This window comes from Candidatus Manganitrophaceae bacterium, from assembly GCA_016200325.1.
Lineage (GTDB): Bacteria > Nitrospirota > Nitrospiria > SBBL01 > Manganitrophaceae > Manganitrophus.
Window position 1 is genome coordinate 39,677 of record JACQEZ010000016.1, and the last position, 12,269, is coordinate 51,945.

The 12,269-nt window shown below is 56.2% G+C and carries 12 protein-coding genes; 8 read left to right on the forward strand and 4 right to left on the reverse strand.

Annotation, left to right across the window (positions count from 1 at the left end; all coding sequences use genetic code 11):
• Positions 1-492 precede the first annotated feature (492 nt).
• On the forward strand, positions 493-1,287 hold the full coding sequence (locus HY282_13070) for a BON domain-containing protein (GenBank protein MBI3804682.1): 795 nt from the start codon (positions 493-495) through the stop codon (positions 1,285-1,287).
• A 168-nt stretch (positions 1,288-1,455) separates the two neighbouring features.
• Positions 1,456-2,016, forward strand: a complete 561-nt coding sequence (locus HY282_13075; protein MBI3804683.1) for a hypothetical protein — start codon at positions 1,456-1,458, stop codon at positions 2,014-2,016.
• Between the two features lie 42 nt (positions 2,017-2,058).
• Here HY282_13075 and HY282_13080 read toward each other — a convergent pair whose 3' ends face one another.
• Complete coding sequence (locus HY282_13080) at positions 2,059-2,874, reverse strand: aldo/keto reductase (GenBank protein MBI3804684.1); 816 nt, start codon at positions 2,872-2,874, stop codon at positions 2,059-2,061.
• A 217-nt stretch (positions 2,875-3,091) separates the two neighbouring features.
• Between HY282_13080 and HY282_13085 the strand changes: the two genes are divergently transcribed.
• From HY282_13085 to HY282_13105, 5 genes are all read left to right on the forward strand, one after another.
• Positions 3,092-3,442, forward strand: a complete 351-nt coding sequence (locus tag HY282_13085; protein MBI3804685.1) for a hypothetical protein — start codon at positions 3,092-3,094, stop codon at positions 3,440-3,442.
• 35 nt (positions 3,443-3,477) lie between these two features.
• Positions 3,478-3,843 carry a cupredoxin domain-containing protein gene (locus HY282_13090; GenBank protein MBI3804686.1) on the forward strand — a complete coding sequence of 122 codons (366 nt, stop codon included), beginning with the start codon at positions 3,478-3,480 and terminating at the stop codon, positions 3,841-3,843.
• A gap of 382 nt (positions 3,844-4,225) precedes the next feature.
• Positions 4,226-5,938, forward strand: a complete 1,713-nt coding sequence (locus tag HY282_13095) for a hypothetical protein (protein ID MBI3804687.1) — start codon at positions 4,226-4,228, stop codon at positions 5,936-5,938.
• 202 nt (positions 5,939-6,140) lie between these two features.
• Positions 6,141-7,028, forward strand: a complete 888-nt coding sequence (locus HY282_13100) for a hypothetical protein (GenBank protein ID MBI3804688.1) — start codon at positions 6,141-6,143, stop codon at positions 7,026-7,028.
• A gap of 127 nt (positions 7,029-7,155) precedes the next feature.
• Complete coding sequence (locus HY282_13105; GenBank protein MBI3804689.1) at positions 7,156-7,563, forward strand: hypothetical protein; 408 nt, start codon at positions 7,156-7,158, stop codon at positions 7,561-7,563.
• 100 nt (positions 7,564-7,663) lie between these two features.
• Here the strand turns inward: HY282_13105 and HY282_13110 are convergent, their stop codons facing one another.
• From HY282_13110 to HY282_13120, 3 genes are all read right to left on the reverse strand, one after another.
• Entirely contained in the window at positions 7,664-8,083 is a 420-nt protein-coding gene (locus tag HY282_13110; GenBank protein MBI3804690.1) for a hypothetical protein, read from the reverse strand.
• 59 nt (positions 8,084-8,142) lie between these two features.
• On the reverse strand, positions 8,143-9,066 hold the full coding sequence (locus HY282_13115) for a hypothetical protein (GenBank protein ID MBI3804691.1): 924 nt from the start codon (positions 9,064-9,066) through the stop codon (positions 8,143-8,145).
• 291 nt (positions 9,067-9,357) lie between these two features.
• A complete protein-coding gene (locus tag HY282_13120; protein MBI3804692.1) occupies positions 9,358-11,466 on the reverse strand; it encodes a HAMP domain-containing protein in 2,109 nt (702 codons plus the stop codon).
• Between the two features lie 287 nt (positions 11,467-11,753).
• Between HY282_13120 and HY282_13125 the strand changes: the two genes are divergently transcribed.
• The gene (locus HY282_13125; GenBank protein MBI3804693.1) at positions 11,754-12,155 is read left to right on the forward strand and encodes a PilZ domain-containing protein; all 402 of its coding nucleotides are present in this window, start codon (positions 11,754-11,756) and stop codon (positions 12,153-12,155) included.
• Positions 12,156-12,269: the final 114 nt, after the last annotated feature.

Sequence of the window (12,269 nt, forward strand, 5' to 3'; positions counted from 1 at the left end):
AAGATACCCCGCTCACGAATATCCTGAGAAGGTTAGCGACACCCGCGACCTGTTTGGGTAGAGATCTTCAAACAAACAAAAAAGTTTCAGAGTCCAAAAGAAAATGCCTGCCCCTCCATACGCTCCTCACCGATATCCCACTGTTGGCATCTGAGTCAAAAGGTTGCTGTGGGATCTCTGGTTGAGATATCACTTGTCTTTAACCTGCAAAAAGTTTCATAAGAAAAGATCGCACCATCGGCGATTCTCCTATTTTTTCGTATACTTCCCTCCGGCATTCTTGTTGCTTATATAAAGTGAGACAATGAGATATTTTATCGCCTGGTTATTAGGAGTGCCCTTCGGCTTGATTGTGCTTTGGATGTTATTTTCACATGCGTTCTAAATAAGACAACGTCGGCTCTCAACACCCGCCGAGAAGATCGTGACTCTCGCACCACGATAGACGGATTTTTGGAAAGCCACCGGAGTCATAAATAAGGAGAAACTCAAATGAGAACATTCTATCCAAGACTGCTGATGGCGGCTGCAATCGCTCTCTTCGTCACGTCGGCCCCGCTGCACGCCTCCGACACGGATGATCGGATCGAAACAGCCGCGAAAAAGTCGTACGTGTTTAAAACCTATCTCAAAGACGATTCGATTCATGTGAACTCAAAAGACGGCGTCGTCACCCTGACCGGAACCGTCGACCAAGAATCCCATCAGACGCTGGCTCAAGAAACCGTGGCAGGATTACCCGGCGTTAAACGGGTCGACAATCAACTGAAGGTGAAAGGGGAGCGGCCCGCCAAGGATTCGGATGGATGGCTTGCGACCAAGGTAAAGTCGGCCCTGCTGTTTCACAAGAATGTGAGCGCCGTCAAAACGGAGGTCGACGCCAAAAACGGGCTCGTCACCCTGCGAGGCGAAGCCGAGAGTGAGGCCCAAAAGGATCTGACGGCCGAATATACCAAAGAAGTAGAAGGGGTAAAGGGGGTCAAAAATCTGATGACGGTCGCCAAGAGCGGGGCAAAGCGGGACGAACCCAGACGAGATGAAAGCGTCGGCCAGAATATCGATGACGCCTCCATTACCGCTCAGGTCAAGATGGCGTTGCTCTCTCATCGCTCCACCAGCGCCGGGGACACCAAGGTGGAGACGAACGACGGGGTGGTCACCTTAAGCGGTCGCGCCCGGAATACCGCTGAAAAGGACCTTACCACCAAGCTGGTCGACGACATCAACGGCGTAAAAAAGGTGGTCAACAACATGACGGTCGACGAGAAAATCTCAAAGCGCAACTAAGCCGGCGGCATCCGGATCAACAAGATATCGATATCGATGAAGCTGGGGGGACGCTGTAAAGCGTCCCCTTTTGTTTTCGCCGCTTTTCTATTGACTCTTTAATTTCCTTATGTCGATATTAATATCTTGAAACAAGATCTTTTCGTTCCTCTGCGGGGGAAGAAGTCGGTGAACAACGGAAAAAATCTCAAGAACTGGCTGCAGACGCTTCCCGGCATCCTCACCAGTCTCACCGCCGTTGTGACCGCGCTCGCCGGGCTGATCGTGGCGATCAAACAGACCGGCTGGTTCGAGCCGAAGAGCCCTCCGGTTGTGACGACCGCTCCGCCGCCGGCCCCTTCCTCGCCGTCCGGAACAACCTACGCCGTGACGCTCCCCGCGATGCGCGATTACAAACTCGGCAATCAGCCGGGGAGCGCCAGGGCGACCTTTACTTTGCTCAAGGCGGAGGTGGCGCCCCGAACGGCGGAGAAAGAAACGCTTCAAATCCGGCTGCGGATGATGAATCACCGACCGTTCGACGCGAACTTTTGGGACCGTTCTTTCCGGTTGGTCTTAGACGGCGTTCCGCTGGCGCCCGACGGGGGATTAAATGCGTTGATCCCGGCCCAATCGGCCAAAGAAGGAGAGGTTCTCTTCGTCATTCCCCGAAACACAACCGCTGCGAAGCTCCAAATCAGCTATGCCGATGACAGCACCGAGATACCGCTCGACCTGACGCCGCCGTAAGAGAACAGCAAAAAATAATTCAAGGAAGTCGTCCGTTTCATTTTAGCCGACCTGCCGCGCAACATAGGCCCGCTCATCGGGCCCGAACCAGGGGGGCGCGCCCGCGGCGGCATTTTCATTGAGGTGTGTGAGGTTGGAGGTCGCCGGAATCGCCACATGGCAGCGTCGATCGCTCAAAATCCATTTCAACAACGCTTGCGCCCAGGTTTCAATACCGAAGGGGGCGAGCGGCTTCAGATTGGCGTCGGTTGCCTTTGAGGAGAGCCGTCGCAAAACGCTCCCCTCTCCAAACGGACGCATCACCACCACACCGAGACCGAGGTCGGCCGCCAGCGGAAGAATCATCCGCTCTACCTCCCGCTCTCTCGGGTTGTAGGGAATCTGAATGGCGGTGATCCGTCCCGTCTTCATCACCTCGCTCAGCTCGTCGAAGGCCGAGGGGCTGTAATGCGTCGCACCGATCGCGGTGATCTCCCCCGATTTTTTCAACCCCTCCAAAACCGGTAGATGCGTTCGCCAATGGACCAGATTGTGGATCTGGTAGAGATCAACAGAGCCGCCGAAAAAAGCGAGCGCCCGATCCATCTGCTCGCGCCCCTCCGCCTCTGAGCGCGCCCAGACTTTAGTGGCGACGATCGCCGCGCTCCTCTGCCCTTGAAGCGCACGCCCCAACACCCGCTCGGCCTCTCCATACATCGGGGATGAATCGAAGAGGCTCACCCCTTTCTCGAGCGCCTGCGCAATGAGAGCATCGGCTTCCGCTTCAGCCACCCTGCCACTCACATCGAGGGTCCGCCAGCTCCCCATCCCGACCACCGGCACCTCCAATCCGGAATGTCCTAATATTCTTCTCTCCACCTCGCCTCCTCTCTATCGCATCACTCTCCCCTTCTTAAAATAACATGTCTGCGGTCTCTCCTTCCAGAAAGCGCCTCTCTATGCTTAGCTCCCTTAGCTTCAAAAACACCCCTTTCGTGGTGTTGTCCCCTCCGAGCGGTTGAGGCAAACTCTGTATTGTAACGATGAATCATCTCACCGGTCCAATACGGCCGGTCTCCAACCAAGGAGGTACTCCATGGAATTCGCGATCTGGTCCGCTTCAACCGTCGGCCCCTGGATCGGGCTTCTCTCGATCGGGGTTCTTGCCTTGATCCCCACCGTCTACTGGCTCTCCTCGGCAAGATCGATGGTGAAACGGGTCAAAGTGATCTGCCCCGAGTCTGGAAAGGGGATGAAGGTTCGCCTCGGAATCAACATCTTCAGGAATCCTCAAAAAATCGGAAAAGGGCTCGACGTCGTCCGCTGCCCGCATTTCGACGGCGAGGTCACCTGTTCAAAGGGGTGTCTGCTCACCGCCCGGGCACAGCAGGTGCATCGGATGGAAAGCGAGCGGCATGAAAAAAATAGCACGATGGCGCTCTCATAAATCCTAAATCGGAATGTAGAAAGGAAAAATAAAAAATGAAGATCTCGATGGTTCTTCTTCTCTCTCTTGTCTTTCTAGCCGCCGGCAGGGTGCATGCTGAAACATTTACCTTAAAAACAAACATGTCGGACGATCTGGCCTTCGTCGGGAAGGATGGCACCAAAAATCCGACGATTGAAGTTCAGGAAGGGGACGTGGTGGAGCTCGTCATTGAAAACGGCGATGGCGGCCCCCATATCTTCACGGCTCCCGATATCAACGTCAAATCATCCCGGATTGACACCGTGGGAGAACGGACGGTCGTCAAGTTCGTCGCGAAAAAGGGGGAGTTCAAATACTTCTGCCCCCTTCCCGGACACCGCAGACTCGGAATGGAAGGAACCATCGTCTGCCGTCATTAACAAGGCGCAGAGCCGCCGTTCAATACAACCCGCCCTCATTAAAAGAGAACCAAGACAGAGGCTCAAATCGGCAAGGCCGCTTTGGGCCTCCTGCCGTTGAAGACTCCTATGGAATTCATCACAACCCAGAAATGCCGCTTACTCGTTTTCATCCTGTCGCTCTTAATCCATTCGAGTAGATTGCTCCCTCCTTTGATCTAATTGACTCCCTTCCTCTAGGTTCTTACGATAGAAATTGGGATTTGTCCGACGTTGATCCAGCAGAAAACCGATTTGATCCAGAACAAGTCAAACCTCAGGAGATGAGCGGCCGGCGACCTTTGAAGCCCCCGCCCATCCTCGATCAGCATCAACGGGTCGGAGATTTTGAAAGGAGATTTTTATGAGAATATCGATTAAACAGATCGGCGCAATGGTCGCATTGTTGCTTTGGTCTCATCCTGTTTATGCACAAGACGCGGCGGTCGCCGTCACCCCGGGCGGCGCCGCCGTTCTCTTCTCCGGGCCGCATTTCTTTGCCGCGCTTCTGGTCGGAATCGCTCTCGCCGTCGCGTTTCAGTTGGCGCTCACCCACCTTTCGGTGGCGGCCGGGGTCACCGCCCTCGGGCCGGTAGACCGGCCAGAGACGAACGATCCTAAAAAATCAAAAAAAATGGAGAAGGACGAATCAGGGGTCATGGCGTCGGCCCGAAAGATCACCACCGGTTATGGACTCTGGAGTTTAATCACGGCGAGCCTCGCCCTCTTTTTTGCCAGCTGGCTCGCGGTCGAGATCAGCCTCACTGCCAGCGCCGCCCTCGGCGCGATCATCGGGCTGACGATCTGGGGGCTTTTTTATCTCGCCATGACCTACCTGCAGTTGGGGGCGGTCACCTCTCTGGTCGGTGGGCTGATCCATACCGCCACGTCGGGACTCCGCTCCATGCGGCAGGCGGCCACCTCTATTTTCGGCAGCGCTCCGGAGGAGAAAGCGGCCGACACCGCCGCTCAAGTCGCCGCGTCGGTGCGCAACGAGCTCTTTGGGGAGATGGAACCGGACGACCTGCGCACCGAGATGAAGCGGTTCATTCAGGAGCTCAAGCCGAAGCCGATCGAGCCGCGCGAAATCCGCAATGAGCTGGAGAAACTCTTCAGCGATACCGAAATTCGGGCGATGACCACACACGACGACCAACTCGACCGCGACCAGCTCGTCGCTTCTTTCGAGACGAAATACGGCTCCCGGGAGCAACGGCGGGAGACGGTAGAGAAGGCGAAGGGAGCGGCTGCGACGGTGGCGGAGGAGGCCCGATCGGAGAAGCCGACGGCGGAGAAGGTCGTCGATGCCGGACTGCGCCTCGCCGGCTATTCGAAAGAAGAGGCGGAGAGAACCCGGCAGGAATGGGAGAACTATCTCCGCAACACCGGCAAGGAGGCGCTCAATCCCGAGAGTATTAAACATGAAATCGAAATTTTGGTTCATGATCCCAAGCGGGGCGCCTCCCTCCTTCAGAGCCGGGCCTCTGAGGCGTTCAACAAATCGACCGTCGCCTCGCTCTTGGCGCAGCGGGAAGACATGTCGCGGGAGGAGGCGGAACGGACCGCAGACCGGGCGGAGCAGATTATCCGGGAATTTCGCGCCCGCGGCGGGGGAGGGGTGCAACAACGGCTCACGGCGGCGCAGGAGCGGGCGATCTCCCGTCTGCGCGATTATCTCAATTCGCTGAATCGCCCGGAGCTGAAGTATGAGGGGCTGCGCGATGATCTCCTCCGCCTCTTCCGAGATCCCAAAGGAGGAGCCGACGCACTGATTCAGCGCTTCAGCGCGATCGACCGGGAGACCCTGAAGGCGCTCATTGCCTCCCGCAGAGATACCTCTCCGGAAGATGCCGAGCACATTCTCAACCAGATCGAGTCGACCCGGGACAACATGGTGAATAAAGCCGAAGAGATGAAGGCCGAGGTCGATCGCCGGATGAACGAACTGAAAAAAGAGGGGCTGAGGCAGGCAGAAGAGACCCGAAAGGTCATCGCGGCCGCAGCCTGGTGGTCCTTTATCACCGCGGTCGTCTCCGGCATCGCGGCGATCGCTGGAGGGCTCGTCGGGGTTGCATAAGTGTAAGGGTTAAAGAGTGAACGATAATGAAAGATAAGAAGAGAGATTTCTTCTTCGGGACTCGGGGGACGCTTTTTCGAAAGCGTCCCCTTTTCGTGCGCGGTGCCACGTACGTGCGATTTAAAATAGGCGTCCGCGGTTAACCTTATCCGCCCATCGGCTTGTGTGCGGCGCCGATCCCCTTTATAATGCGTCAACCCGCATGAGACAACTTTTCCGGCATAAACGACTCACCTCCTCTTTTCTGACCCGATGGAGCGCCCTCGGCCTGATCGGCGCGGCCCTCCTCTTCCTGGCGAGCCTTACCGGGTCGATCGGAACCGGGTTGACCATTTCAAAGATCGCCGACTGCGTCCGGCATTCCACCCCTGCAGAACAGCGCCGCTGTTTCGCCCCGGTCGCTCAGGACGCTGTCCGATCCGGAAAGACCGCGGCGCTGCTTCAGATGCTGGCGGCGATGGTCCGATCGGAGACCCTCGATGACTGCCACCCGCTCGCCCACGACCTTGGACAGGCAAGCTTCGAGGCCCGCAAAAATCTCCTCCGCGCGATGCATGAGGGAGATGCAAGCTGCCACAAGGGCTATTATCATGGCGTCGTGGCGGCGGCGGTGCACCACGCCGCCTCGCTTGGACAGCTCGACATCGTCAACCTCTGTGCCGATCTCCGTAAGGAGGCCCTCGCATATGACGCTTGCCTCCACGGCCTGGGACACGGCTTGATGCATCTGTCTGATAATATCGTCGCCGCCCAACAGCCTTGCGCCTCCCTTCCCGACGCCTATGCCCGCCGGCGGTGCGTCGACGGCCTCTGGATGGAGAATGCCATGCAATACCTCCACCTCGACCCGGCCGAGTACCGCCTCTCGGCGCCGCGCGGGTGTGACCGGTTCCCCCTTCCCCCGGGCCCGTTTGAAGCCTGTTATGGAGCGATCGGGGAAATCGCCCTGTTCTACTACCGACACCACCTCTCGGCCGCGCTCGAGATCTGTTACGCGGTTGAAAGCCGCCCCGGCCGGGAGAGGTGCGAGCGCGGCGCCCGGGAGGAGTTCAAGGCCTGGCAGCAGGAGCGCCCCCAGAGTCCATTTTAGCCCGGCCTCCCCCTTTTTTATTGAAATATCCATTAATTGCGAAATCTTTTGCATATTTCTTAACATTGGGAATGGTACTTCTCCTCCAAAAGGTGTAAAATAGAGAGACTCTTACCGAAAGGAGCTTATGAGCATACAGCAGTCATATAAAGTGGGAGGGGAAATTACCTCTTTCTGCACCAAATGTAAACTGGCTCTAGAGCATATTATTGCTGCCGTGGCCGATGAAAAAATCGCGAAGGTTCAATGCAGAACCTGCGGCGGGTTCCACCGCTATATTGATCCGAGCATCCCGCGCGATGCCACCCCGAAGAAGTCGAAGAAAGCAAAAGCGGACGAGACCTGGGAGAAGATGATCCAATTGTCCGCCGCAAAAAAGAAACTTCCCTACAGCATGACCGGATCATTTAAGGAGAAGGATGTCATCGATCATCTCAAATTTGGTTTGGGGGTCGTGACGGAACGCCTGTCCTGGGACAAAATCCAGGTCACCTTCAAGGAAGGGGAAAAAATTCTCCTCTCCAAGCAGGTATAACAAGCATCAATAAATAGTCATACAAACGAATCCCGGAGGTTGATCTGAGGATCAACGCGGCGTCCGGCGCCGCACCTCCGGGATTCGTTTGTCTAAGGGGTTATTCGACTCCCTCTCGAACCGGAATACGGATCCGGTAGGTCCCCCCGCCGGTGTCGTTTTTACTTCCGAGATCGAGGAGGGCTTTGATATTCCCGGTCCGATACGGTTCAATAGGAAGATGGAACGGAGCGTGGGGGGCTACTTTGAAACGGCCCAATAGCAGATCGGTCGAATCTGAAACACGATAACAGCAGTGGCTGGTTTGGGTCAGGTAAGGTCTTGGATCGCTGCTATAATAAACCGCCCCTGCGATCGGTGCACCGAAATGGGGCCTCAGTGAAAGCTCCAGGCGGTAGCCGACGAGATACTCCTGTAAATCGCGCAGATCGAAAATGGGGATCAGGGACCCTTGCAGACCGTCGCAATAGTCTGACAGGCAACCTCCTTTAATCAATCGTTTCTCGCGTTTCTCGGTCATGCCGCCCCGGAGTTTCCCCTCCCGTTACCTGATCGACCCCGACCCCTTTGTCTCGGGGCTCATTGGCAGCCCGGCTGGCCCCACAGAAACCGCCGCACATTCATTCCGGGAGAGGCGGTCACCTGACACTGCGCCTGCCAGCTCCCGCCGGCGCCGTCGGCGCTCACCGCGGCATTCCAGGTCCCGGTGCGGAGATTTCCCACCATCTGTCCATAAGGACAATGCGCCGTATACAACCCGGAGGGCGCATCGTACGTGGCGGAGGGGGCCGGGTTCGCCATGACCGTATTCTTAAACGGGGTGGTGAGGCCGGTCGTTCCGGTGAGGGTCAGCGGGGTGACGGTCCAGGTCAAGGTCGCCCGGCAGAAATCAGGCGGAAAGGTCTGGGTCTGAAACGGTCCCAACAGATGATCGACGGTGAGGAAAAGCGAGGCGGTCGTCGGACCCCCTCCACCCGGCCCGCCACCGCCTCCGCCGATAATCACGCTGCTCGGCACCGGATTATAGGTGATGGTAATCGTCTGGCTCATCGCGTGAAAGTTGGCGGCGGTCGCCGTCACGATGACCGGCGCCGACATCGTCACCTCAATCGATTGACTGCCCGGTCCCCCGGCGCCGTTGCTCCCCACGATGCTGAGTTGATCGGGGACGTTGCCGCTGGAATCGGGCGCGCCGGTCGCCGTCACCTGAGAGAGGACTTTGTCGGCCTGCTTGACCGTGACGCTGAACTGCTGCACCCCGCCCGGGTTTTTCGCACTTCCACTGAACATCACCCGCGCCCCTTCGGTCACACCGACCGAAGTGGTCGTCCCCACGTTCTCTTTGCCCGGTTCGACATCGCCGCTGTATCCGCTCGGCTGCTGGACGATGAAAGCGTTGATGAGGATCGTCGGCGCCGCATCATTCCCGGCCGGGGGGATCGTCACATTGTGAGCACAGGCGGCAAAAAGGAGAATCAGCCCTGCGAGCGCCAACCGTTTCATCACCCCTCCCGATTTAAAGATGATCTGAGATCCGTTGAAGATTCAACAGGAAGACCGGACGCCGTCTTTATCTACAGTATGACGGGATCTTCATTGCTTTTTCAACATCTCCTTGCCTTCTTTTTAATCACGATCGAACCGAGGCCGGCTTCGGTTCAGGAGGTCTGGAATGGGGATCTTTAATGAGGGAAGTAGGATGAATCGGGCACAGTTGGAAATTGCGTCTTCAGAAAGGTGTCTAAAATAAGCGGGACAAGGCTGTGAAGCATCCGATCGAGCGATCGGTTTTGATCAGATCTTAAATCGGTTGACCTCCCCTTTGAGTACATTCGCCTGATCGACCAGCCCTTCCACCACCTGATTCATCTGTTGAACCATTTCTGCGCTGACCTGAGTGATCTGGTTGATCTCGACAATCGATTTCATAATAATATCGCTTCCCCGTTTCTGCTCCTCCATCGAATACGCGATCTGCTGAAAGCGGCTCGTCACATTTTCCACCGCTTCGCTGATCTGCATGCTTCCTTTCGCCTGCTCCTCCGTCGAGACCTTGACCTCCTGCATGATATCCTTCATCCGATCGGAGGCCTCCGTAATCTCTTCAAGCCCTTTTTTCTGCGTCTGCATGGCGGTGGTGATCTGGAGGATCATGAGATTCATTTTCTCCATCAGCTGGGTCACATGGTGCGTCTCCCGCACTTGTGCGACCGTCGCATTTTCGATCTGACGCGACATTTCGCACGAGCGCTTCGAGCTCTCCAGGATCTGGCTCAGCGAGGTCCGCGCGTCGATGGAGAGCCGCATCCCCTCCTCCACGCTGTGGGAGCCTTCTCGGATGGAGACCACGGCGTCTTTCGCCTCCGATTGGACATCTCGAACGAGCTGGGCGATTTCCTGGGTTGACGCTCCGGTCCGGTCGGCCAGATTCTTGATTTCATCCGCCACCACGCTGAAGCCCTTTCCCTGCTCGCCGGCCTGGGCCGCCAGGATGGCCGCATTCAACGCCAACAAATTCGTTTGACGGGTCACTTCATTGATGACCGTTAAGATTTTTCCGATGTGTTCCGCCCGCTCGTCCAACTGGTCGATCACGTTCGATGATTTCTCGACCGTCTCTTTGATTCTCTCCATCCCCGCAATCGTCTTCTCGATCGCCCCGACCCCCAGCTCCGCCGCATCCTGGCTGACCTTCCCGGTCAAAAAAGCCGATTCCCGGGCGTGCTTCTCCACCTCTTTGATCGACGCATCCATTTCGTTAATGGAAGCGGTTGTCTGTTGCGCATTAGAGGAGAGCGAGCCGACATGGTCGACCACCTCATTGATGGAGCGCGACACCTGCGCCAACGACGATGCCATCTCCTCCACCGAGGAGGCCAGATGCACGGTGTTGACGGCGACATGGCCGACCGAGGCGCTCATCTGAATGACCGAAGAAGAGGTCGTTTCGGCCAGCGCAGAGAGGCCGTCGATATTTTCGGAAATGTTTTTGACCGACGCATTCATCTCCCCGATCGAAGAAGAGGTATTTACCACCGCATCGGCCTGATGCATCGCCCCTTCCCTGACTTTTTGGGTATTGGCAAAGAGTTGCTCCGACATTTTGGTGATCAGGAGCGAGGCGTCTTGAATCTTTTTAATCATCCCTTTTAAACCGGACGACATTTGCGAGAACGCATGCGCCAGGACCCCCACCTCATCTTGGGAGGAGGCGGTGAGGAGCTGACTGAAATCTCCCTCTGCGATTTGGGTGGCCGCCTCGGTCATCCGCTCCAACGGGGTGATAATGATGCCGACGAAAATCAACGAGACCAGAATCCCGCCGCACATCAATGCGGTCAAGACCGAGAGGATGATCAGGGAAAACTTCACGAGATCCTTCTGGAGGGTTTTTAAAGAGATCCCCAGCCGAATCACCCCGACCCTTTTGGTCGTCGGCGGTTCCCCTTTTTCGGTCGAGACCTCGGAAGGAGCGATGACATCATAATATTCTCCCCCGTCGTGAGAATAGGGGAACACGGTCGCCTCGCCTGTTCTCAGCGCCTGTCCGGTGAGCGGGTCGCTCAACACCTTCCCAATTTGCGCCACCTCGGTGTGCGCGATGACCTTCCCGTCGTTGTTTAAGACGATCACATACTCAATCCCCTCGGCGCGAGAGATCTTTTTGAGCATCGGCAACAGCATTGTGTTGTCTTCGGTGGCGATGCTGAAGATTGAAAGGGCCGCGATGTTCTCTGCAATCACCAGGCCCCGTTTCTGAAATTGATCTTCAAAATGCCTCTGAATCGTTTTCAGCAGGATGACGCCGAGGATCGATCCGATGAGGATAAAGAGGAGGCTGAGCATAAGGACAAATTTAAATCTCAATCCACGCTTCAGTCTTTTTTGACCGATAAAATCCATCTCGCTTTCCTTCAGACCTTTTTTCGCCGTCGGTACCGGCACGCTCAAACGATCATCGGGGCTTGAACAGGATAAGAACGCTGACCCCTCGAAGACATTCAAACGATGACACCGTCGGAGGCATTCAATAGATCCATTCAGTATATCAAAGATGTCAATTTGCGGGGTCTTGGCCCTGAGAAGGGAGGGAGGGAAATCATTGATGCACAATCCTTCTTCCCCCGTAGTCGACATTCTTTATTGACGGGGGAGAGATCTCTGGTATTTTTTGAGCGGAGGATTCCCCCATGGATGAGAGAAGAGAACACGTTCGAATTCCGCTTGTTTCCATCGCTCGCCTGACGCCGCAAGGCCTCGATTCGAAACGGTTGGTTTCGATCCGGGATATCTCCACCCATGGCGTCGGAATATACAATTGTGAAGAAGAATACCAAAAGGGAGAAATCGTCGTCATCGAGCTTCATCTGACCGATGCCGATGAAGCCTTGAGTGATTCGATCTCCGGAGAGGTGGTCTGGGTGACCCCGATCCACGACGGGACGCGCCGCTCCGTCGGCATCCGCTTTGATCATATGGAACAGGAGAAACCGAAGCTCTATGCCTTCATCAAACGCCTTGAAGAGAAAGTAGAGGGAGGCTCCCCTGATCTTTCCAAAAAAAATCGGATAACGAATTCGGAAGGATCTTGATCCAACGGCTTCAAGCAGGAAGGTGCGCTTTTACTTTTCCGATAATTTCTTTGAGGTTGAGCGGCTTGATCCGGTATTCAGAGGCGCCGAGCGCAAGCCCCTGTTCGCGTGCGA

Bases quoted from the DNA above. Each gene is read 5' to 3' on its own strand.
- HY282_13095 (MBI3804687.1), top strand. From the start codon at position 4,226: ATGAGAATATCGATTAAACAGATCGGCGCAATGGTCGCATTGTTGCTT.
- HY282_13110 (MBI3804690.1), bottom strand. From the start codon at position 8,083: ATGACCGAGAAACGCGAGAAACGATTGATTAAAGGAGGTTGCCTGTCA.
- HY282_13120 (MBI3804692.1), bottom strand. From the start codon at position 11,466: ATGGATTTTATCGGTCAAAAAAGACTGAAGCGTGGATTGAGATTTAAA.
- HY282_13105 (MBI3804689.1), top strand. From the start codon at position 7,156: ATGAGCATACAGCAGTCATATAAAGTGGGAGGGGAAATTACCTCTTTC.
- HY282_13085 (MBI3804685.1), top strand. From the start codon at position 3,092: ATGGAATTCGCGATCTGGTCCGCTTCAACCGTCGGCCCCTGGATCGGG.
- HY282_13125 (MBI3804693.1), top strand. From the start codon at position 11,754: ATGGATGAGAGAAGAGAACACGTTCGAATTCCGCTTGTTTCCATCGCT.
- HY282_13100 (MBI3804688.1), top strand. From the start codon at position 6,141: ATGAGACAACTTTTCCGGCATAAACGACTCACCTCCTCTTTTCTGACC.
- HY282_13115 (MBI3804691.1), bottom strand. From the start codon at position 9,066: ATGAAACGGTTGGCGCTCGCAGGGCTGATTCTCCTTTTTGCCGCCTGT.
- HY282_13090 (MBI3804686.1), top strand. From the start codon at position 3,478: ATGAAGATCTCGATGGTTCTTCTTCTCTCTCTTGTCTTTCTAGCCGCC.
- HY282_13070 (MBI3804682.1), top strand. From the start codon at position 493: ATGAGAACATTCTATCCAAGACTGCTGATGGCGGCTGCAATCGCTCTC.